Source organism: Sphingomonas sp. (genome assembly GCF_019635455.1).
Taxonomy (GTDB): domain Bacteria; phylum Pseudomonadota; class Alphaproteobacteria; order Sphingomonadales; family Sphingomonadaceae; genus Sphingomonas.
The window spans coordinates 151,496-171,788 of the sequence record NZ_JAHBZJ010000009.1 but is presented as its reverse complement, the minus strand read 5'-3'; the positions used below and the strand labels follow the sequence as shown (position 1 = coordinate 171,788).

Annotated in this window: 19 protein-coding genes and 2 tRNA genes; 4 read left to right on the top strand and 17 right to left on the bottom strand. The window is 66.0% G+C overall.

Annotated elements, in window-relative coordinates; genetic code table 11:
• Positions 1-116 precede the first annotated feature (116 nt).
• Entirely contained in the window at positions 117-440 is a 324-nt protein-coding gene (locus KF783_RS12265; protein WP_294079744.1) for a TIGR02300 family protein, read from the bottom strand.
• Between the two features lie 110 nt (positions 441-550).
• Between KF783_RS12265 and aroA the strand changes: the two genes are divergently transcribed.
• Both aroA and KF783_RS12255 read left to right on the top strand, forming a co-directional pair.
• A complete protein-coding gene (gene aroA, locus KF783_RS12260) occupies positions 551-1,891 on the top strand; it encodes a 3-phosphoshikimate 1-carboxyvinyltransferase (protein WP_294079743.1) in 1,341 nt (446 codons plus the stop codon).
• Entirely contained in the window at positions 1,888-2,526 is a 639-nt protein-coding gene (locus KF783_RS12255) for a d(CMP) kinase (RefSeq protein WP_294079741.1), read from the top strand. Before aroA ends, KF783_RS12255 begins: the two co-directional genes overlap by 4 nt.
• Here the strand turns inward: KF783_RS12255 and KF783_RS12250 are convergent.
• From KF783_RS12250 to KF783_RS12210, 9 genes are all read right to left on the bottom strand, one after another.
• The gene (locus tag KF783_RS12250; RefSeq protein WP_294079739.1) at positions 2,523-3,152 is read right to left on the bottom strand and encodes a tetratricopeptide repeat protein; all 630 of its coding nucleotides are present in this window, start codon (positions 3,150-3,152) and stop codon (positions 2,523-2,525) included. The two genes, KF783_RS12255 and KF783_RS12250, sit on opposite strands and share 4 nt — an antisense overlap.
• Positions 3,152-3,538: a cytochrome c-type biogenesis protein gene (locus tag KF783_RS12245; protein ID WP_294079737.1), complete on the bottom strand. Its 387-nt coding sequence runs from the start codon at positions 3,536-3,538 to the stop codon at positions 3,152-3,154. Before KF783_RS12245 ends, KF783_RS12250 begins: the two co-directional genes overlap by 1 nt.
• Positions 3,535-4,062, bottom strand: a complete 528-nt coding sequence (locus KF783_RS12240; protein ID WP_294079735.1) for a DsbE family thiol:disulfide interchange protein — start codon at positions 4,060-4,062, stop codon at positions 3,535-3,537. Before KF783_RS12240 ends, KF783_RS12245 begins: the two co-directional genes overlap by 4 nt.
• On the bottom strand, positions 4,059-5,987 hold the full coding sequence (locus tag KF783_RS12235; RefSeq protein WP_294079733.1) for a heme lyase CcmF/NrfE family subunit: 1,929 nt from the start codon (positions 5,985-5,987) through the stop codon (positions 4,059-4,061). Before KF783_RS12235 ends, KF783_RS12240 begins: the two co-directional genes overlap by 4 nt.
• Entirely contained in the window at positions 5,984-6,412 is a 429-nt protein-coding gene (ccmE, locus tag KF783_RS12230; RefSeq protein ID WP_294079731.1) for a cytochrome c maturation protein CcmE, read from the bottom strand. Before ccmE ends, KF783_RS12235 begins: the two co-directional genes overlap by 4 nt.
• Positions 6,409-6,540 (bottom strand): heme exporter protein CcmD, encoded by a 132-nt coding sequence (locus KF783_RS12225; RefSeq protein ID WP_294079729.1) that lies wholly within the window; start codon positions 6,538-6,540, stop codon positions 6,409-6,411. Before KF783_RS12225 ends, ccmE begins: the two co-directional genes overlap by 4 nt.
• Positions 6,537-7,253 (bottom strand): heme ABC transporter permease CcmC, encoded by a 717-nt coding sequence (gene ccmC, locus KF783_RS12220; RefSeq protein WP_294079727.1) that lies wholly within the window; start codon positions 7,251-7,253, stop codon positions 6,537-6,539. Before ccmC ends, KF783_RS12225 begins: the two co-directional genes overlap by 4 nt.
• 82 nt (positions 7,254-7,335) lie before the next feature.
• Positions 7,336-8,388, bottom strand: a complete 1,053-nt coding sequence (locus KF783_RS12215) for a Glu/Leu/Phe/Val dehydrogenase dimerization domain-containing protein (protein WP_294079725.1) — start codon at positions 8,386-8,388, stop codon at positions 7,336-7,338.
• A gap of 90 nt (positions 8,389-8,478) precedes the next feature.
• Positions 8,479-8,555, bottom strand: a tRNA-His gene (locus KF783_RS12210).
• Between the two features lie 113 nt (positions 8,556-8,668).
• Between KF783_RS12210 and KF783_RS12205 the strand changes: the two genes are divergently transcribed.
• The gene (locus KF783_RS12205) at positions 8,669-9,322 is read left to right on the top strand and encodes a 2OG-Fe(II) oxygenase (protein WP_294079723.1); all 654 of its coding nucleotides are present in this window, start codon (positions 8,669-8,671) and stop codon (positions 9,320-9,322) included.
• Positions 9,323-9,408: 86 nt separating this feature from the next.
• Here KF783_RS12205 and KF783_RS12200 read toward each other — a convergent pair whose 3' ends face one another.
• The 3 genes from KF783_RS12200 to KF783_RS12190 all read right to left on the bottom strand — a co-directional run bounded on the left by KF783_RS12200 (position 9,409) and on the right by KF783_RS12190 (position 14,595).
• On the bottom strand, positions 9,409-12,129 hold the full coding sequence (locus KF783_RS12200) for a TonB-dependent receptor (RefSeq protein ID WP_294079721.1): 2,721 nt from the start codon (positions 12,127-12,129) through the stop codon (positions 9,409-9,411).
• A 76-nt stretch (positions 12,130-12,205) separates the two neighbouring features.
• A complete protein-coding gene (locus KF783_RS12195) occupies positions 12,206-13,891 on the bottom strand; it encodes a hypothetical protein (RefSeq protein ID WP_294079719.1) in 1,686 nt (561 codons plus the stop codon).
• Between the two features lie 203 nt (positions 13,892-14,094).
• Positions 14,095-14,595, bottom strand: a complete 501-nt coding sequence (locus KF783_RS12190; RefSeq protein ID WP_294079717.1) for a hypothetical protein — start codon at positions 14,593-14,595, stop codon at positions 14,095-14,097.
• Positions 14,596-14,881: 286 nt separating this feature from the next.
• On the opposite strand from KF783_RS12190, the gene KF783_RS12185 reads away from it, so the two are divergent.
• Positions 14,882-16,138 carry a hypothetical protein gene (locus KF783_RS12185; protein WP_294079714.1) on the top strand — a complete coding sequence of 419 codons (1,257 nt, stop codon included), beginning with the start codon at positions 14,882-14,884 and terminating at the stop codon, positions 16,136-16,138.
• Between the two features lie 21 nt (positions 16,139-16,159).
• On the opposite strand, the gene KF783_RS12180 is transcribed toward KF783_RS12185, so the two are convergent.
• The 4 genes from KF783_RS12180 to lon form a co-directional block, all read right to left on the bottom strand.
• Positions 16,160-16,540, bottom strand: a complete 381-nt coding sequence (locus KF783_RS12180) for a hypothetical protein (RefSeq protein ID WP_294079711.1) — start codon at positions 16,538-16,540, stop codon at positions 16,160-16,162.
• Positions 16,541-17,191: 651 nt separating this feature from the next.
• A tRNA-Val gene (locus KF783_RS12175) sits at positions 17,192-17,266 on the bottom strand.
• Between the two features lie 112 nt (positions 17,267-17,378).
• Positions 17,379-17,651, bottom strand: coding sequence for an HU family DNA-binding protein (locus KF783_RS12170; RefSeq protein ID WP_294079710.1), 273 nt, complete (start codon positions 17,649-17,651; stop codon positions 17,379-17,381).
• A 161-nt stretch (positions 17,652-17,812) separates the two neighbouring features.
• A complete protein-coding gene (gene lon / locus KF783_RS12165) occupies positions 17,813-20,224 on the bottom strand; it encodes an endopeptidase La (protein WP_294079708.1) in 2,412 nt (803 codons plus the stop codon).
• Between the last annotated feature and the right edge of the window lie 69 nt (positions 20,225-20,293).

The following is a 20,293-nucleotide window of genomic DNA, read 5'->3' as shown; positions in this document are numbered from 1 at the left end:
TCGAACCCCTGACCTTCGCAATGCCATTGCGACGCTCTCCCAGCTGAGCTACGGCCCCATCCGTCCGGGAAGGCGATGGCCTTTAGCAGCCATCGCGGGCTTTGCAACCCGGCAACTCAGCTTTCTTCGTCGTCGTCGCCGGTATCGACACCCAGGTCGTCGTCGCCGCCCAGATCGACATCGTCGTCGGGCGAGCCTTCCTCATCCTCATCGACGTCCAGATCATCATCGTCGTCGCTCAGATCGGCGTCGTTCTTCTTCTTTTCGGTCTCGTCCTTCGCCGCCTCGAACGGCAGCGGCTGCTTCGACTTCAGGATCGGTTCCGGCTCCCACGCAAAGCCACAGGCGATGCAGGTCACCGGCTCGTCATTGCCGAGATCGTAAAAACGGGTCGCGCATTTCGGGCAGCTTCGTTTCGTGCCCCATTCCGGCTTCACCATGTGCCGCTCTTGCCTTTTTTCATGATTTCAAGGGTGACGGAGAACAATGTTCCCCTCTGAAGTGGCGGGCGCCTTGCCATAGCGCAAGCCCCCTGTCAAAGCCGCGCGCGATGTCGCATTCTCCCCCGCGTCCCCTGTCCCTGCATGCTCGCGGCCCGCTTCGCGGTCGTTTGACCGTGCCGGGCGACAAGTCGATCAGCCACCGCGCGCTGATGTTCGGCGCGCTCGCGATCGGGGAGACGCGCGTGGAGGGCCTGCTGGAGGGTGAGGATGTCCTCGCCACCGCCGCGGCGATGCGCGCGATGGGCGCGGGGATCGAACGCGAGGATGGCGGCGCCTGGCTGATCCGGGGGGTCGGCGTGGGTGGATTGTTGCAACCGCGGACCGCGCTCGACATGGGAAATTCCGGGACGTCCACCCGCCTGCTGATGGGGTTGATCGCCAGCCACCCGATCACCGCGACCCTGATCGGCGACGCGTCGCTGTCCGGCCGGCCGATGGGGCGGGTCATCGAACCCCTGTCGCAAATGGGCGCCGATTTCACCGCCAGTCCCGGCGGACGGCTGCCGCTGACCATGCGCGGCCTGTGTCCCGCGGTCCCGATCACCTATCGCCTGCCGGTCGCATCGGCACAGGTCAAATCGGCGGTGCTGCTCGCCGGCCTCAACGCCCCGGGCACGACACGGGTCATCGAGCCAGTGCCGACCCGCGATCATAGCGAGCGGATGCTGCGCGGCTTCGGTGCGGAGCTGACGGTCGAACAGACGCCGGAGGGACGCATCATCACCCTGCGCGGCGAGGCCGAGCTGAAACCGCAGCGGATCGTCGTTCCGGGCGACCCCTCCTCCGCCGCATTCTGGATGGTGGCGGCGTCGATCGTGCCGGATTCGGATATCGTGATCGCCAATGTCGGCCTCAATCCGACGCGCACCGGCATCATCACGGCGCTGCGGATGATGGGGGCGGACATTGTCGAGGTTGATGCCCGCATCGTCGGGGGCGAACCGGTCGCCGATCTGCGGGTACGGCACGCCCCGCTGCGGGCGATCGAGGTTCCGCCCGACCTCGCCCCGACGATGATCGACGAATATCCGGCGCTGTTCGTCGCCGCCGCGTTCGCCCAGGGCCGAACCGTCGCGCGCGGTGCCGGGGAACTGCGCGTCAAGGAATCGGACCGGATCGCGGCGATGGCGGCGGCGCTCTGCGCCAACGGCGTCGCGGTGGAGGAACGTGAGGATGGGTTGATCGTCACCGGCTCGGGCGGCGATCCGATCCCCGGCGGTGGCCAGGTCGCCTCGAAACTCGATCATCGGATCGCGATGAGCATGACGGTCGCCGGCCTTGGCGCGCGCGCGGCGCTCTCGATCGACGACGTGACCCCGGTCGCGACCAGCTATCCCGATTTCTTCGCGACACTCGACATGCTCACCAACCACGAAGCACGCTCATGATCATCGCCGTCGATGGACCCGCCGCGTCGGGCAAAGGAACGATCGCCCGCGCGCTCGCGCGTCATTACGGGCTGCCGCATCTCGACACCGGCCTGCTGTACCGCGCGGTCGCGGCGACGGTGCTGCGCGAGGAGCTGGACCCCGCGAAGGAGGCAGACGCCGTCGCCAGTTGCAGTTTCGACGACCTGCTGCTCGCGGACGAATGGCTGCGCACGGATGAGGTGGGCAAGGCCGCCTCGGTGGTCTCTGCCCACCCGCTCGTGCGCGCGGCGCTGCTCGCGCGGCAGAAGCGGTTCGCGCAACAGCCGGGCGGCGCGGTGCTCGACGGTCGCGACATCGGCACGGTGATCGCGCCCGATGCCGACGCAAAGCTGTTCGTAAAGGCGACGCCAACGATCCGCGCACAACGCCGCCACGCCGAATTGCGCAGTCGCGGCGTCTTTTCCAGCCTGGATCGGGTGCTGGCCGACATCCGCGCGCGTGACGACCGCGATTCGAAACGCACCGAAGCGCCGCTGACGGTTGCGCCGGGGGCCGATGTGCTCGACACCAGCTTCCTGTCGATCGAGCCGGCGGTGCGCAAGGCGATCGAACTGGTCGAGGCGCAGGTGAAGAAAAAGCGCGCCGGCGCCTAATCGCGCTTCTGCAACTCAACCACGCGCCGCAGCAGCTCGACGCGCAGCGCCAGGTCGCGTCGATAGGAAGATCCCGGCGGCGTGAGCTCGAGCGCCTTGCGCCACCAGGGCAGCGCGGCGGCGAAATTGCCCGCGCGCACATGCGCCATGCCATAAAAGAACGCCGGCCCGGGATGGCGCGGCGCCAGCGCCACCGCCCGCCGGAACGCGATGCCCGCAGCCGGCGAGACGGTGCGCCCATCCGCCTCCGACAGCGCAAAGCCCAGCCATGTCCACATCGCCGCATCATTGGGCGACGCGCGCACGCCGCCCAGCATTAACCGGGCCGCGCGCTCCATATCGCCCTGACGCATCAAGGCGTCGGACGCGAAGAAATAGCCATCCAGATAGGTGAAGCGACCGAACATCGCCCCGCGCAATTCGCGCAGCGCCGGTTCGTCCGGCACGGCCTTTTTCGACGCCTCGACCGGCGCTCCGGGAAGATCGGGGCGTGCCTGCAAGGCATATCCCGCCGCCCCCAGCATCAGCGCCGCGCCGGCAAAGGACATGAGCGAACGCGGCAGCCCCAGCAGCAGCAGCGCGCCGAATGCGAACACGCCCAGCACGATCAACACGATCCAGCCCATCAGCGCCGCCTCCGCCGCAACGTCCCGCGCGCCAGCCAGGCGCCGGCGAGCAGCAACAACACCGGCGCCAGCCACAGCGGCGCGGTCGCCCAGCCCAGCGGCGGATCATAGGTCACATAATCGCCATAACGCTCGATCAGCCACGCGCGCACCTCCGCCGGCCGCTCGCCCGACGCGATCCGGGTGCGCACCACCCGGCGCATGTCCGCCGCCATGTCCGAATCGCTGTCCGCGATCGACTGGCCCTGACAGACCAGACAGCGCAATTCGGCCATCAGGCCGGCCGCCTGTGCCTCACGCGCGGGGTCGGGCAGCTGCGAATAGCCCAGATCGGGGGCGGGTGCAGCGCTGGCGGCAGCCAGCAGCGCGGCAAGGATCACGCTCATCGCGCCGCCTCCAGCGCCGCCAGCAGCTTCGGCACATCCTCTTCGCGGATATCGCCGATATGCTGCGCGGCGATCCGCCCCTGCCCGTCGATCACAAAGGTTTCGGGGACGCCCGACGATCCGATTCCGATCTGAACCAGCCGCTGGCTGTCATCGCCGATCCGCGCATAGGGATCCCCATTGCGCGCCAGGAACGCCTGTACCGCCGCGCGCGTGTCGCGGATCGCCACGGCATCGATCTCTACTCCCGCCTGTTTCAGTTTCATCAGCATCGGCGCTTCGGCGATGCACGGCACGCACCAGCTGGCGAACACGTTCAGCAGTCGCGGCTTGCCCTGCGCCATGTCGGCACGGCGAAGCCCCGGCTTGCCTGCGACCATGGGCGGGAGGTCGAACGCCGGCAGCGGCTTGCCGACCAGCGCCGATCGCACCACCGTATCCGCCGGCACATAGAGTCCCCACGCGACTACACCGATCAGCGCCGCGAACGCGATCAGCGGCAACCAGATGCGCAGCCGCCTCATTCCGCGTCCTCGCGCCGCCGGACATTGCGCCGCTCACGCAACACGCGCCCGATCAGGGCCAGTGCGCCCCCCAGCGCGATCAGCCCCCCGCCCAGCCAGATCAACGTCACCCATGGCTTCCACCACAGCCGCAGCTGCCAGCGCCCGGACGCATCCTGCGCACCGAGCACGGCGTAAAGCTGTCCATCGATACGGGTCGCGATCGACGCCTCCGCCGTTTCGGTCGGCGGGGCGGAATAGAAGCGCCGCTGGGGCGTGAGCGTGAGCGTGCGCGCGTTCTCCCCGCGCACCGCCTGAAGCTGGCCCTGCACCGCCGACCAGTTGTCGCCCACCACCGGCGAAACGCCGGTGAGAACGACCCGCCACGGGCCGACATAATAGGGCTGTCCATAGCGCGCCGCGACCAGCCGCTCCTGCGTGAACGCGCTGTCCGCCGCCATGCCCGCCAGGCTGACCGCGACGCCAAGATGCGCGGCGACCATCCCCCAGGTGAACAGCGGCGTGCGGCGCAGCTTTCGGCGCCACAACGGCGCCACGCTCGCCACCGCAAGCCCGGCGGCCAGCGCGAGTCCGATCAGCTCCATCCAGCCAATGGCCGGGGCCAGGACGAAGGTCGCAGCGGCGGCGAGCACGCACACCGCGATCGGCACCGTCAGCTTGCCGAGCAGGGCGTTCGCATCGTCGCGCCGCCAGTTCAGCAACGGCCCCGCCGCCACCGCCGCGACCAGCGCGAGCGCGATCGGCCCCGCCGTCTTGTTGAAAAATGGCGCGCCGACCGACAGCTGCTGCCCCATCGCCTGTGCGACGATCGGATACAGCGTCCCGATCAGCACGATGCCGAGGATCACCGACAACAGCAGGTTGTTGAGCACCAGGCCGCCCTCGCGGCTCACCAGGTCGAACCCCTGCCCCGCCTGCACCCGGCCGACGCGCAGGCCATACAGCGCCAATGCCCCGCCGATATAGATGGCGAGCAGGACGAGAATGAAGCTGCCGCGCGTCGGATCGACCGCAAAGGCGTGAACGCTGGTCAGAATGCCCGAACGGACGAGGAAGGTGCCGACCATCGACATCGAAAAGGCGACGACGGCGAGCATCAGCGTCCATGCGCGCAATCCGTCGCGCGCAGCCAAAACGTTCACCGAATGCAGCAACGCGGTCGCCGCCAGCCACGGCATCAGCGAGGCGTTCTCCACCGGGTCCCAGAACCACCAGCCACCCCAGCCCAGCTCATAATAGGCCCAGTAGCTGCCGGCGGTGATACCGATCGTCAGGAAAATCCACGCGCCCAGGATCCACGGCCGCATCGCGCGGGCGAACGCCGGGCCGACCTGTCGGGTGATCATCGCCCCGACGGCAAAGGAAAAAGCGACCGACAGGCCGACATAGCCAAGATAGAGCGTGGGCGGGTGAAAGGCGAGGCCCGGGTCCTGCAACAGCGGGTTCAGCCCCAACCCGTCGGGCGCCGGCGGATCGAGCCGCGCGAACGGATTGGAGGCGATGAGCAGGAACGCATAGAATCCAAAGGAGATGAACGCCTGTGCCGCCAGCGTCGCGGTCAGTGTCGCCGCGTCCAGCCTGCGCTCGACCAGCCCGATCGCCGCGCCCGCGACCGCCAGCACCGTGACCCACAGCAGCATCGATCCTTCATGATTTCCCCACGCACCGGCGAAACGATAGAGGAGCGGCTTGGCCGAATTGCTGTTCTGCGCCACCAGCAGCACCGACATGTCGGATCGCACGAACAGCGCGATCAGCGCGGCAAAGGCGATTGCGGCCAATATGCCCTGGACGATCGCCGCGGGGCGTACCGTGGCGATCAGTTCGACCTGATTGAGGCGCAACCCCAGCGCCGCCGCCGCGAATTGCAGCAGCGCCATCGCCGCGGCGAGCCACAGCGCCGCCAATCCCAGTTCCGCGATCATTTCGCCGCCGCCTGGGGCATCTTGTCCGCGATCTCCGGTGGCACGTATCGCTCGTCATGCTTGGCAAGCAGATTGTCGGCGACAAAGCCGCCATCGGCCGTGAACCGCCCTTCCGCGACCACACCCGATCCCTCGCGAAACAGGTCGGGCGCCACGCCGGTGAACCGCACCGGGACCGTCGCGCTCTTGTCGGCCACCACGAAGGTCATGGTGACACCGTCCTTCAGATGCCGGAGCGTGCCGGGTTCGACCATGCCGCCCAGCCGCACCGCCTTGCCCGGCGGCGGAGGACCCGCCTCGACATCGCTGGGGGTGTAGAAGAACGCCGCCTGATCCTGAAGCGCCGACAGCGCCAGCGCGCTCGCCCCCCCCAGCGCGGCAAGCGCGGTGAGGCCGAGCAGCAGCCGCTGGTTCTTGCGCTTCATCGCCGATCCTTCAGCGCGGCGACCGCCGCTTCGGCGCGCCGCATCGCACGCCAGCTGACGATCGAAATCGCGCCCACGGCGATCGCGGTAATCAGATACGCGGCGATGATGAACGGCCAGTGGTTCATGCCGCCATCCGCCGCAGCCGTGCCTCGATCCGCTGCTCCGCCAGCAGCGCGCGCATCCGCATCAGGACGATCCCGCCGAACAGCAGCGAAAAGCCGGGAAGCGTCCACAATAACGGCCACAGGATCGCCGGATCGATCGACGACCCGGCCAGTGTCAGGCTCTGTCCCTGATGCAGCGTGTTCCACCACACCACCGAATATCGGATCACCGGCAACAGCGCGGTGCCGGCCACCCCAAACAGGGCCGCGATGCGTCCGTCGCCGCCGCGTTCACGGTCGGCCCGCTCCAGCGCGATCCACGCGATGTAGATGAAAAACAGCAACAGCATCGATGTCAGCCGCCCGTCCCACTGCCACCACGTCCCCCAGGTCGGCCGCCCCCAGATCGAACCGGTGACGAGGCACAGGGCCGCAAAGGTCGCCCCGACCGGCGCAATCGCCCGCGCGGCGAGCGCCGCCAGCGGGTGCCGCCACACCAGATAGGCGAAGCAGGCGATCGCCAGACCCGTCCATCCGCCCATGCCCAGCCACGCGCTCGGCACATGGATGTACATGATCCGCACGCTTTCCTTTTGCAGATAGTCGGGCGGCGACTGCGTCAACCCGCCCCAGATGCCGACGGCGACCAGCGCCAGGCCGATCCAGAACAGGATCGGCGTCAGCGGTCGCGCAAATTTCAGGAAGCGCGTGGGATTGGCGAGTGCGTGGATCACGATATCGGGCGGGCTTAGCCGGGTTGTCGCGGCGAATCCATGCCGGATCGCGCCGCGCGTTTCCGACGTCGCGCCCCCGTGTTCAGCCGCGACCGATCAGGCCCTGGGCGATCCGGTCCGCCACCGCGCTCGATGGTTCCCTGCTGCGATCGCTCTCGTCCCAGATCTCGATCAGGCGATCCGGAATCATCGCGATCCGCGCCTCCACCTCGGCGCGATCGCCCTGGCCCAGATATTCCAGTCCGACATTGATGATGCCACCGGCGTTGATGACGTAATCGGGAGCATAGAGGATGCCGCGTGCATGGAGCCGGTCGCCGTCGGCGCGGGTCGCGAGCTGATTGTTCGCGCCGCCCGCCACCACCCGACAATCCAGCGCCGCGATCGAATCGGCAGTCAGGATCGCGCCGAGCGCGTTCGGGCTGACCACATCCGCCGAAACCGCCAGGATCTCCTCCGCGGCGACCGCATGTCCGCCAAGTTCTGCCGCGAGCGCGGTCGCCTTGTCGGCGTTGACGTCCGCCAGCGTCAACCGGGCGCCATCGGCCGCCAGCCTGCGTGCCAGGCCACCGCCGACGCTGCCCACGCCCTGGATCGCGACGTGGACCCCGTCCATCGTCTCGACCCCCAGCGCACGCCGGGCCGCCGCGCGAACGCCCAGATAGATGCCAAGCGCCGTGAACGGGCCGGGATCGCCGCCGGCGCCCCCGCCAGCGACGGGCAGGCCGGAAACATGGCGGGTGCGGGTCGCGATCACCTTCATCCGCGCCTCGGACATGCCGACATCCTCGGCCGTGACATAGCGGCCACCCAGCGATTCGACGGCATCGCCAAACGCGATCAGCTGCGCTTCGCTGATCGTCGCGCCGGCTTCGGGCGCCAGCACGACCCCCTTGCCGCCACCCAGCGGAAGGTTGGCCATGGCGTTCTTGTACGACATGCCCCGCGACAGGCGCAGCGCGTCCGTCACCGCATCGACGCTGTCGGCATAATGCCAGAACCGGACCCCGCCGGCGGCGGGACCGAGCGTCGTCGAATGGACCGCGATAACGGCCCTCATGCCGCTGGCGGGATCGCACACGAGATGCACGCCCTCGTGATCGTCAAAATCGGGAAGATCCCACACCGCGCTCATATGCCGCTCCAGCACGCTAAGAAAATTGCTGGACCGCGTAATATTGTTCCGACGCGTCCAGCGCCAGTCCCAATCGCGAAAAAGGGAAAATGGGGCGATCGACGGGACTTGAACCCGCAACCCCCGGCATCACAAGCCGGTGCTCTAACCAATTGAACTACGATCGCCGTGAGAGCGCGCGCTTAGCGGCAGCATGGCCCCACCGTCAACCCGTTGCGCGCGCACGGTCGCCATGCGCATGAAACTGGCGGTTCCCGGACCTTTATGGCAATGCGGCATCATGATCGCCCCTTCCGCAAATGCCGGTTTCCCGATCGAACCGGTGATCGAGCGCCTGTCCGCGCGCCCCGGAATCCAGAAGGTGCCGAGTCCGAAACTGACATTGTTCGTGCGGCGCGCGCTCATCGATGCGGATCTGTGCGCCGGACTGATGGCCCGGATCGACGCGCATCGCCGCCCCTCGACGGTGTCGGATTACAATGGGGACAACGCGTTCCGGACGAGCGAGACCTGCGACCTGTCGCGCGACGATCCGCTGGTTCGCGATCTGGAGGACCGGCTCGCCGCCTTTCTGGGCCTCGATCCCGCGCATGGCGAACCGTTGCAGGGGCAACGCTACGCGGTCGGGCAGGAGTTCAAGGCGCATACCGATTATTTCGAGCCGACCGGCATCGATTTCGATCGCTATTGCGCCGTCGCGGGGCAACGGACCTGGACCGCGATGATCTACCTCAACGAGGTCGAGGCCGGCGGCGCGACCCGGTTCAAGGCGGTCGACAAGATCGTGCAGCCCGAAGCGGGCAAGCTGCTCGCCTGGAGCAACCTGCGCGCCGACGGCACGCCGAACCCGGCGACGCTGCACCACGCCATGAAGGTGCGCGCCGGCACCAAATATGTCATCACCAAATGGTTTCGCGAGCGCCCCTGGAGCTGATGCCGCCGCCGCGCGCGTGAAAAGGGGCGACGAAACGCCGCCCCTCCCCATTGGTCTGATCCCTGAACCCGGGCGGACCGGATCGATCAGAAGTTGAAGTTGATCCCCAACGCGATCGTCCGCCCGACCTTGTACCGGTTGTAATAGATCCGGTTCGCGCCCGATTCCTGATACTCCTGATAGCTGGCACCGGTGATGTTGCGCACCTCCAGCTTCAGCTCGGTCTCGGTGCCAAGGATGTTGATCCCCTGCCGCGCCACGAAATCGAGGCGGAAGCCGGGATGCTCCTTGATGTCCGGCTGCCCGGCCGCACCGCGATTGGTGACCCGCTCGCTCGCATAGTTGAGCAGGAAGGTCATCTGCGACAGCTTGCCCGTATCCTCGATACCGACCTGAAGATTTGCCAGGTGGTTCGACTGGCCGGTCAGCGGCGCGCCGTTGGTGAAGAAATCGCTCGCCTGCGACGCGGCCAGCGGAAAGGCATCGACCGTGTCGCCCGACCGCACGATGATCTTCGACTGGGTGTAGGTATAGTTGCCGATCACCACCAGTCGGCGGGTCGAGAAGAAGCCCGATTCGCCCAGACCGTCGAGATTGATGTATTTCACCAGCTCGATCTCGCCGCCCCACAATTGCGCACGCGGCGCGTTGGCGAAGCTGCTCAGCACGTCATTGTCGCTGAAGCTGGCATAGGTTTCGATCGGCTTGTCGATCTTCTTGTAGAATCCGGCGATCGACACGCGCTGTTCGCGCGCGAAATACCATTCCAGCCGCGCCTCGCCATTATACAGCTGGCTGTCGACCAGGCGGGGATTGCCGCGGAACATCCGGTTGTTGTCGGGATCGAAATAGGACTGGAAGATCAGCTCGCGGAACTGCGGCCGGGCGATGGTCTTCGACCCGCTGACGCGGAACTGCATCCGGTCGGCGATTTCCCAGGTGAGCGTCGCCGCCGGCAGCCAGTAATCGCGGTTCAACGCCGTTCCCGCCAGCGATGCGGTCGGCACGGTGAACACCTGAACCGGCGTCACCGTCTGTCGCGCGGTTTCATACCGCACACCAAGGTCAAGGCGAACCGCGTCGGTCAGCTTGACCAGCGCCTGGGCATAGCCGGCGTGATTGGTCAGCGCCGCGTCGAACACCGGGTTCGCCTCGTTCGTGTCGGTCACGCCGATCGTGTAGGGCGTCGGGTTCCGGCTATCCTGGCCATAGGCGATCACCCCGCGCGACAGCAGCATGTCGGGCCGCAGCAGCGCCAGATAGGTCGGGAACGTGTTCGACGCGGTGAACTGGAAATCGCGCCGTTCGGTACGGCGATCGGTGTCCGCATAGGCATAGCCGACAACCGCGGTGATCGCGGGCGAAAAGCGATAGGAAAGGTCCGCGCCGGCCGACCACAGATTTTCGTTGAGGTAGGAATAGCTGACCTCGCCGCGTCCCTGCTGACCGTTGTTCAACCGGTTGATGAACAGCTGGCCATAGGGGTCCGCCGCCCGGTTGCTGCGATAATATTCGAAACTCAGCTCGTCCGGGGCATTGCGTCGCGTATTGGCATAGCCACCACGCAGGTTGACGCTCAGTTCCGGGGTCAGCTGCAATTCGGCGACGCCTTGCAGATCGATCAGCTGGCGTTCGAACCACGCCGTATCCTGCTGCATATAGGTGGCGTTGGGATCGCCGGTCTGACGCGTCCCCTGCCCCAGCCGCGCCTGTTTCAGCGTGTCGCGGATGAACAGGCCGGTCAGGCGCACGACATTCTGGTCGAACTTCGCGTTGATGCCCAGCAGCGCGTTCGCAACCGCGCGCTGATCGGTGATGACCCGGCGGAAATCGAGTTCCTTGATCGACAGGTCGCGGCTGGCGGCGGTCTGCTGGATCGTGTCGCGCGTGCGCCATTTGTTGCTGAGGCCGGCGGTCGCGATCACGCCGATCCGCGTGGCGCCGATATCGGTCGAAAAGCCGCCGGTCGCATCGAACGACCAGTTTGCGGGGATATCGGTGTTGCGCTGGACCAGCGCATTGCGGCTCGTCACCAGATCGGCGGCGATCACGCTGGTATCGACATTGCCCGAACTGATCCGCTGCCCGCTGTTCAGATAGGCGCGCAGCGACGGCTTGAGCGTGCGGGTGCCGTTGTCGAATCCCGTCCAGTCGTCGTCCGCGCCATAATAGGTGTAGCCAAGCTGGCCGGTCGTCGCCGAATCATAGCCCAGGCTGCCGCCCAGCGTCAGGAACGCTTCGCGCGGGGCCGATTTGGTGGTGAGGTTGATCACGCCGCCGCCGAATTCGCCCGGATAATTCGCCGAATAGCTTTTCTGAACCAGCGAGGATGAAATGATGCTGGTCGGGAACAGGTCGAGCGGAACGACGCGCTTCAACGGCTCCGGGCTGGGCAATGGCGAGCCGTTGAGCAGCGCGAGCGAGTAGCGATCGCCCAGGCCGCGGACATAGACATATCCGTTGCCCACCACGCTCAGGCCGGTCGCACGACCGAGCGATCCGGCGATATCGCCTTCGCCGGTCCGCGCGATATCCTCGGTGGTCAGGACGGTCACGACCTGCGGCTGGGTGCGCGACACATTGGTTTCGCGCCGGCCGGTCACGACGATCCCGGCACCGGGCGCCGAAATCTCGACATCCTGCTGGCCGCCGTCCGCCGGCTGCGCGCCGGCCGGTTCCGCCGCGTCAGGCTGATCGGTCTGCTGTGCCGCCCCGGGCGTGTCCTGCGGCGCGGCGTGCGCCATCGACGGCGCGACGAGCGCGGTGGTGAATAGAAAAACGCTCGCAAGCTGCAACGGCCTGGCCATCATTACCCCCTGTACGAATTGGAAACGGGGTGGAGCGTGCCGCCGGCGCGCCCCACCCCCGGTCATGCCGCGTGGATCAGGTGGTCGGGAGCGAGGTGCAAAGACCCGTATTGCCCGTCCCAAAGCTGGCGGTGCCGCTGTTGCAGGTCCAGCCCTTGTACCAGTTGTCGTTGGCGTCCTTGACCGCGCCGATATAGGTCGTCGTGTCAAAGAAGCCGGTCGGCGTCAGCGTGGTGCCGTTGAACGACTGGCCGTTGAACGTCGCGGCGTTGAACGCGGTGACCGCGGTCTCGTTCGCACCGTTCACGAACAGGCTGGTGAGGGTCGGCGTGTAGTTGACATTGTTGTTGTTGCTACCCGAACCGAAGATCGCCGAAACCTGCGCGTCGGTGACGCTGTTCGCGCCGACGAAGGGCTGGCTGCCGCACCCGTTGAACACCACCGAACGGAATTGCGGGGCGCCATATTCGTCGATCGCCGCATTCTGCGTGGTCGAGGCGGTCTGCGCGCGGCTGATGCGCAGGCACGGGTTGGTCACGGTGTTGAGCATCACGCCGTTCACCAGCGTATAGTCGGTGCCGCCGCGCAACAGGATGGAGGCGACGTCGGAGTTACCCGCAACCCGGTCGATGAAGGTGAAGTTCGACAGGAACACATTCTGGCGCGGATTGTCGCCATCGACGCCATTGTCCGAGTCGGCCTCGATCATCGCGTCGGCGATCGCCGGGGTCGCGCCGTTGCGCTGAACCGCGATCACATACTGGAAATTGGCCTTCACGCCGGTGTCGGTATCCAGATTATCGTCCTCGGCGCCGACCGAGATGTAATATTTCATGTTGACGCGGCCGCCGAAGAATTCGGCGCCGTCGTCCGAGCTGTTGAACGTCTGGATATGATCGAGCGTGGTCCCCGAACCGACGCCCTGGGTGGTCAGCGACTGAAGCTCGCTGTTCGCCGACAGCACATAGCCCGAATAGCGGATCTGCACGAAGCTGAGCGTGCCGCTGTTGTCGGTGGCGGTGGCACCGCCGTACAGCGCGGGGTCCACGGCGCCTTCGGTCTGGCGCTCACAGGCGACCGTACCCGGCGTCGCGCTGCTCGCGGCGCAGTCGGTGATCGGCGCACGGCCCGAAAGCACGACGCCGCCCCACTGGCCCGACGAATTGTCGGTGTTGAGGCCCAGGATGTTGTCGCGGCTGGTAAAGATGATCGGCGCGCTGGCGGTGCCGGCGGCCTGGATCTTGTTGCCGCGGTTGACGTTCAGCCAGGCGACGCCGGTGTTGGCATAGATGATCACGCCCGGCTGGATCGTCAGCGTGACGTTCGAATCGGCGGTCAGCGTGATCGTCGCGCCTGACGGATCGGTCACGGTGCGGGTGTTGGTCGAGCTGAGCGCGGTCGGGCCGTTGTCGTAGCCGACGTCGGTGCGACCGGCGAGCTGATACAGAAGGCCCGAAATCTTGGGCAGCGTCACGCTGCGCACGAAGCGCGCGGGCAGGGTGCAGATGCGATAGGTGCCGGTCGGGCCGGTGATCGTGCCGCCATCGGCCAGACCCTGCGGGTCGGCGATCGTCGGGCAGCCGGTCGCCGGGGTGACGAGCGAGCTGGTCGGCGCGGGCGTGGGCGTCGGGGTCGGTGCCGGGTTCGAGATGTTGACGTTCACCGTGCCGGCGCCCGGCGAAGCGACGTCCGACGCGCCGTTGCAAGCGGTGAGCACTGCGGCCGAACAGCCGGCCAGCAGGATGTTACGAACGGTTTTCATGGATATCCCCTTTTGACATCGCCCCGGCAAACAGAAGCTCCGCAACGTGCGGCGTGCCGGAGCCGCCCGTCGCTGACGAGCGCCGACTAGGGGTCAGCTGTGATTCTTCGATGACTCCGCGATGATGGATTGGTTACGACGCCATGACCGTTTCGTGACAGCGGCGCCAAAGCCCGTCGCGCCGCGGTTCCGGCATTCCGGCCTTAATGCGCGCGGCGCAGATCGACGGCCCAGATCCTCCAGTCGCCGGCGGCCGCATCCCCGCCCTTCGGCGCGACCGAACGCTTGAGATAGACCATGCCGGACAGATCGCGCATCACCCCGGTCTTGCGGATCGTCGCCTCCGCGGTCGCCGGGACGATGATATAGGCGGTATCGCCGCTCACCTTCACCTCGGTCGGATCGCCCGCGGTCCCGGCATATTTCGCATAGGGTTCGAACGCGCGCTTCAGGTCGGCGACCGAACCGCCCGAACTCTTGCCCCCATCGGCCCAGAAGGCGTGCGCGCGCGCAAAGTCGCGCGCCGCGATCCTCTCGAAATAGCGCGTGACCTGCCGCTTCGCGGCCATCGCGTCGGCCGAGGGCGTTTCGGCGACAGCGGTGGCGGGCTGTGCGGTGTTGCCACCCTGCGCGGCCTGAGGCGCCTGCTGGCCGCAGGCGGTGAGGAGGGAAAGCAACGCGGGAACGACAAGCAGCATGCGCATCGGAACGACCTTCGGCTCAAGGGCCGCGCCGGACGCTCCGGCGCGATTCGCTCCGCGATAAGCGTAGAGATGACGCGCATATGACAAGGGGCGGGATTTCCGTGGAAACCCCGCCCCTCAAAGATGGTGGGCGCGGCAAGGACTCGTCGTCGTGACCGCACGCTGAACGGCCTAGCCTCGGCGAGCCGCCGTCGGCAGGATCATATCGCGCGTCGTGATGGCGGGCGGGCGCGCTGCCCTATCGCAGCGAGACCATGGCGTGAGCCAAGTTGGAGGACACCAGCATATGCAGGAATTTGCGTCTCCCTATGATTACGGCGCCGTCGGCGATGGCATCGCCGATGATACGGCTGCGGTGCAGCAGGCGATTGACTTCATCCATGGTCGCGGCGGCGGCACAGTCACGCTGGCTTGCGGTGCGGTCTACCGAATAACCGACACCCTGATCTTGGGCAGCGGCGTCAGGTTCGAGGTCAACGGCGCGACGATCCGGATGGACACGGACGATATCGCAATCATCGAAGTGAGCAAAACCAGTCAGAACAACGGCTGGTCGATCCATGGACCCGGCTTGCTGTGTTATCTGACCCAGCAAGATCATGAACAGACCGGCGCGATCGGGATCAAGCTCTCCGCCGCCAATTCCTACAGCTACAACTTCCTGATCGCCGGACCGCTTACCATCCGGGACGCGAACACCGGCATCGGCAATCCGCCCGAAACTGGCAGCTTCGTTTTCGACGGTGAGATCGCGAATGTAACCGCTTATGGCTGTTCAAACTGGGGTCTCGACATCGATTGCGACGCCGCGAACGGCGGCAACACCAATCTCGCCATTCGCAACGTTTACGCACTACAGCCAGAGAACCTCGAGCAACCCGAATCAAAGGGACACCGGTTCCGTGCGACCGTCGGGCTGCTTATCACCAACCTGATAGGCGATCACCTCCAGAAGGAATGGCTGTATATCGAGAGCTCGTCGGGTAAGATCGACTATCTGCATTTTGAGAGCTGCGATCCGTCGGCGATGACCGGTCAGCTCAATCTCATCACCTTGTTCAATTGCGCCTCGATGCGGATTGGCGAGGTCCACGGCGTCGGGAACAACATCGATATTTCGGGTGACGCCGACTGCTACGTGCTTCGTCTGGATGGCGCATTGCTCGACCTGCACACCATACGGCTTCAGGATACCACGTTCACCGACAGCTCCAGCGGCACGATCTATACGGTCGTCCCGACGGCGGGTACGTTGGTGACCAACGAAGTGTTCATCCAGACCGCGCCAGGTGGCTCGCCGATCGCCGCAAACCTGGCCGATTTCGGCATCCACAAGGCGATCATCCGCTGGAATGGCGAAGATCGCATGCGGCTTAGGCAAGGTGGCGTTGTCGAGGTGTTCGACAGCGCGCCGCCGACATCGGAAACTTGGGCCGTCGGTGATCTCGTCACCAACACCGCGCCCAGCTCGGGCCAGCCGATCGGGTGGGTCTGCGTCAGCGCAGCTCCAACGACATGGAAGGCATTCGGAACGATCAGCTGAAGACGAGGCGCACGCCCCCGGTCAATTCAGGCGGGCGTGCGCTTCATCCAGCCCGACGCGGCCGACGCTGCGCTGGGCGTCGCGCAGCATGCTGAGCCAGCTGTCGAGCGCGTCGATCAACAGCCGTCGCGCCCGGTTGACGCCCAGGCGATAGCGCTTCGCGACGATCGATACCCCGGTCATCGACGATCTCTCCAGCACCGGCGCCGTGAACACGCCGAGCGAGGCGCGCCAGCGGCCATAGGCGATTTCGGCGTGGACCAGCGCGAGCGATTCCCTGATCCGTGCATCGAACATCGGCTTGCGATCGACCCGCGTTTCCAGGCTCATCGTGCGGACTGACGCATCGGCGCGGATGCGCTCGGCAATCGCCGCGATCTGCTCTGCGGGTGCTGGACGCAATCGCCGACTATCGCCTCGAGCCTGGCGATCTGCAAAGCTCGGCCGACACCATCGCGGCGCGGGCTCAAGCACATGGTGGATTTCATTGAAGCCGGCGACGCCTTCGCCCGCAACGGCTTTCCCGAGAATGATCCGTGCGTCGCGTTCTTGCGCTTCACCAGCACGACGAGATGTTTCGACCGGTTTTGCCCATCCTACCGTTGCTCGACCGGTGGCTGACCGAAGAATGGGCTTCATATGACCAGCTGGAGCCTGATCAGCGCGCGTCTCGTGGCTGGCTGGTCCAACTATTACGGCCGCCCCGTCCAAGACGTCGATTCGTCATGGACCGCGATGCTCGTCGCGCTGAAGCTGCCGACAACGCGCGAACGGATGCCCTACCTGCTGCGGCACAGCCTCGCCCCGTTTGCCGCCGCCGCGGCGCGCCGAAATGTGAGGTGCCGGGCTTCATGCCCCCCCCCCCCCGGGGCGACACCACCGCAACCTATGCGATTCGGGGAGGACTTCCCCGCTGTCGCCGCCGTGTGGGAAGGGATCATCAGGTAGATCGACTCCCGAATGCCAGGCGCGTTGCACCGGACTGGCATCGGAGCCGGGCTTCCTGTCATTCAACGGGGAGACCGAAAAATGACCGGATAGCCCGGCTTTAGATGGTGGGCGCGGCTGGGATTGAACCAGCGACCCCTGCGGTGTGAACACAGTGCTCTACCACTGAGCTACGCGCCCGAACCCCGTCCGACCGCAACGCCGCAGGGCGAAGCGATCCGCCCCGGAGTGGCCCGGGGAGCGGAGCCTCTAGGAGGACGCGGCCGGCTTGTCCAGCCCCGTCCGCCCCGAATCAGTTGACCGCGTCTTTCAGGCCCTTACCCGCCTTGAACTTGGGTTGCGACGAGGCCTTGATCGTCATCGGTTCGCCGGTACGCGGATTGCGGCCGGTCGATGCCTTGCGCTTCGAAACCGAAAAGGTGCCGAAGCCGACGAGCCGAACCTCGTCGCCCTTTTTCAGCGAGGCGGTCACCGCGTCGAACACGGCCTCGACCGCCTTGCTCGCATCGCCCTTGCTCAGGCCGGCGGTATCCGCGACCGTCGCGATCAATTCCTGCTTGTTCATGCCCTTAGAACCCCTGCAATTTCTCTAGCTTCGCCCACGAATGGACTCGTGACGCCGAACGTCGGTGAGGCAGAAAACAGCCTCCCATCCGCTCTGTAAAGGGGAAAGGCGCGATCCACCGCGAATTGGGGCGAAAAAAGGGCGTTAAGGCGTGGCAACCATCAGTGGCGCACACCCTCCGCGCCGCCCGCGCCCGATGCCGGCGCCGGCTGGGCCGCAAGCTCGTCCGCATCGGTCCAATCGATCGGTGTGAGCGTCTCGGTCAGCGCGAGCTTCAGCACCTCATCGACATGCGACACCGGCACGATCTTCAGGCTCTCACGGATATTCGCCGGGATTTCAACGAGATCCTTCTCGTTTTCCTGGGGGATCAGCACCGTTTCGATGCCCCCGCGCAACGCCGCGAGCAGCTTTTCCTTAAGACCACCGATCGGCAGCACGCGACCGCGCAGCGTGACCTCCCCGGTCATCGCGACATCCTTTCGCACCGGGACGCCGGTCAGCGTCGATACGATCGAGGTGACCAGCCCGATACCGGCGGACGGTCCATCCTTCGGCACGGCCCCTTCGGGCAGGTGGACGTGAACGTCCTTGCGCGCGAAAATGCTCGGCTTGATGCCATAGCTGGGGCTGCGCGCCTTGATGAAGCTGAACGCCGCTTCGACGCTTTCCTTCATCACGTCGCCCAGCTTGCCGGTGGTCTTGATTGCGCCCTTGCCCGGCACGGTCACGCTTTCGATGGTCAACAGCTCGCCGCCGACCTCGGTCCAGGCAAGGCCCGTCACCGCGCCGATCGAATGTTCCTCCTCGCCGATGCCGAACCGGTATTTGCGCACGCCCGCAAACTCGTGGAGATTTTCCGGCGTGACGACCACGCGTTCGGTTTTGCCCTCCAGGATGCGGCGCAGCGCCTTGCGGGCGAGCTTGGCGATCTCGCGTTCCAGCGTGCGGACGCCTGCTTCGCGCGTGTAGAAGCGGATCAGGTCGCGCAGACCGTCCTCGGTCAGCTCGAACTCGCCTTCCTTCAGGCCGTGGGCGTCGATCTGCTTGGCGAGCAGATGCCCCTTCGCGATCTCGACCTTCTCGTCCTCGGTATAGCCTTCCAGACGGATGATCTCCATCCGGTCGAGCAACGGCTGCGGCAGGTTCAGCGAGTTCGCGGTGGTGACGAACATCACGTCCGACAGATCGACGTCGATCTCCAGATAATGGTCGTTGAACTTGCTGTTCTGTTCCGGATCCAGCACCTCGAGCAGCGCGGAGGCGGGATCGCCGCGGAAATCCTGGCCCAGCTTGTCGATCTCGTCGAGCAGGAACAGCGGATTGCTGGTCCCCGCCTTTTTCAGGTTGGTGACGATCTTGCCCGGCAGCGATCCGATATAGGTGCGGCGATGACCGCGGATTTCCGCCTCGTCGCGTACACCGCCCAGTGACTGGCGGATGAACTCGCGCCCGGTCGCCCTGGCGATCGATTTGCCAAGGCTCGTCTTGCCGACGCCCGGCGGGCCGACGAGGCACAGGATCGGCCCCTTCAGCTTGTTCGTCCGCGCCTGAACCGCCAGATATTCGACGATCCGGTCCTTCACCTTCTCCAGCCCGTAATGATCCGCGTCGAGCACGCGCTCCGCCTCGACCAGATCCTTTTTCAGCTTGGATTTCTTGCCCCAGGGCAGGCCCAGCAACACGTCGAGATAGTTGCGCACGACCGTCGCCTCGGCGCTCATCGGCGCCATGGTCTTCAGCTTCTTGAGTTCGCCCTGCGCCTTGGCACGGGCTTCCTTGCTCAGCTTGAGCGTCGCGATCTTCTGGGTCAGCTCGGCGATCTCGTCGCCCTCGCCTTCCTCGCCCTCATTGCCCAGCTCGCGCTGAATCGCCTTCAGCTGCTCGTTGAGATAATATTCGCGCTGGGTCTTCTCCATCTGGCGCTTCACGCGGCTGCGGATCTTCTTCTCGACCTGCAACACGCCCAGCTCGCCCTCCATGAAGGCGAATACCATCTCCAGCCGCTTGCGCGGATCGGTTTCGACCAGCAGGCTCTGCTTGTCGGCGACCTTCACCGCGATGTTTCCGGCAACCGCGTCGGCCAGGCGCGAGGGCTCGTCGATCTCGCCCAGCTGCACTGCGGTCTCCGCCGGCAGCTTGCGGTTGAGCTTCGCATAGTTTTCGAACTGATCGATCACCGATCGCATCAGCGCCTTCAGGTCGGCGCTCGCCGCCTCCAGTGTCGTATCGTCCGCATCGACCGGCGAGACGGCGGCGCTCAGAAACCCGTCGCGTTCCTCCATCGATTCGAGCTTGCCGCGCTCCTTGCCCGCGACCAGGACGCGCACCGTCCCGTCGGGCAGCTTGAGCAGCTGCATCACCTCGGCCGACACCCCCATGTCGTACAGGTCGTCGCGACCCGGATCGTCGTTCGCCGGGTCAAGCTGGGCGACCAGGAAAATCTCCTTGTCGTCGGCCATCGCCGCCTCGAGTGCGGCGACCGACTTGTCGCGCCCGACGAACAACGGCACGATCATGTGCGGAAAGACGACGATGTCGCGAAGCGGAAGGACGGGATAGGTGGACTTCATGAATACTCCGGAGTCCGCCACGATAGGCGGCACATGCCGTCTATATGGGGTGTCGGGTCGCCGCATCAA

What these genes read in the sequence shown, in the direction of transcription:
- aroA (WP_294079743.1), top strand. Translation starts at nt 551, where the DNA reads ATGTCGCATTCTCCCCCGCGTCCCCTGTCCCTGCATGCTCGCGGCCCG.
- KF783_RS12215 (WP_294079725.1), bottom strand. Translation starts at nt 8,388, where the DNA reads ATGAGCGCGGTGTGGGATCTTCCCGATTTTGACGATCACGAGGGCGTG.
- KF783_RS12255 (WP_294079741.1), top strand. Translation starts at nt 1,888, where the DNA reads ATGATCATCGCCGTCGATGGACCCGCCGCGTCGGGCAAAGGAACGATC.
- KF783_RS12240 (WP_294079735.1), bottom strand. Translation starts at nt 4,062, where the DNA reads ATGAGGCGGCTGCGCATCTGGTTGCCGCTGATCGCGTTCGCGGCGCTG.
- lon (WP_294079708.1), bottom strand. Translation starts at nt 20,224, where the DNA reads ATGAAGTCCACCTATCCCGTCCTTCCGCTTCGCGACATCGTCGTCTTT.
- KF783_RS12200 (WP_294079721.1), bottom strand. Translation starts at nt 12,129, where the DNA reads ATGGCCAGGCCGTTGCAGCTTGCGAGCGTTTTTCTATTCACCACCGCG.
- KF783_RS12265 (WP_294079744.1), bottom strand. Translation starts at nt 440, where the DNA reads ATGGTGAAGCCGGAATGGGGCACGAAACGAAGCTGCCCGAAATGCGCG.
- KF783_RS12225 (WP_294079729.1), bottom strand. Translation starts at nt 6,540, where the DNA reads ATGAACCACTGGCCGTTCATCATCGCCGCGTATCTGATTACCGCGATC.
- KF783_RS12235 (WP_294079733.1), bottom strand. Translation starts at nt 5,987, where the DNA reads ATGATCGCGGAACTGGGATTGGCGGCGCTGTGGCTCGCCGCGGCGATG.
- KF783_RS12190 (WP_294079717.1), bottom strand. Translation starts at nt 14,595, where the DNA reads ATGCGCATGCTGCTTGTCGTTCCCGCGTTGCTTTCCCTCCTCACCGCC.
- KF783_RS12250 (WP_294079739.1), bottom strand. Translation starts at nt 3,152, where the DNA reads ATGGGCTGGATCGTGTTGATCGTGCTGGGCGTGTTCGCATTCGGCGCG.
- KF783_RS12195 (WP_294079719.1), bottom strand. Translation starts at nt 13,891, where the DNA reads ATGAAAACCGTTCGTAACATCCTGCTGGCCGGCTGTTCGGCCGCAGTG.
- KF783_RS12245 (WP_294079737.1), bottom strand. Translation starts at nt 3,538, where the DNA reads ATGAGCGTGATCCTTGCCGCGCTGCTGGCTGCCGCCAGCGCTGCACCC.
- KF783_RS12185 (WP_294079714.1), top strand. Translation starts at nt 14,882, where the DNA reads ATGCAGGAATTTGCGTCTCCCTATGATTACGGCGCCGTCGGCGATGGC.
- ccmE (WP_294079731.1), bottom strand. Translation starts at nt 6,412, where the DNA reads ATGAAGCGCAAGAACCAGCGGCTGCTGCTCGGCCTCACCGCGCTTGCC.
- KF783_RS12205 (WP_294079723.1), top strand. Translation starts at nt 8,669, where the DNA reads ATGATCGCCCCTTCCGCAAATGCCGGTTTCCCGATCGAACCGGTGATC.
- KF783_RS12170 (WP_294079710.1), bottom strand. Translation starts at nt 17,651, where the DNA reads ATGAACAAGCAGGAATTGATCGCGACGGTCGCGGATACCGCCGGCCTG.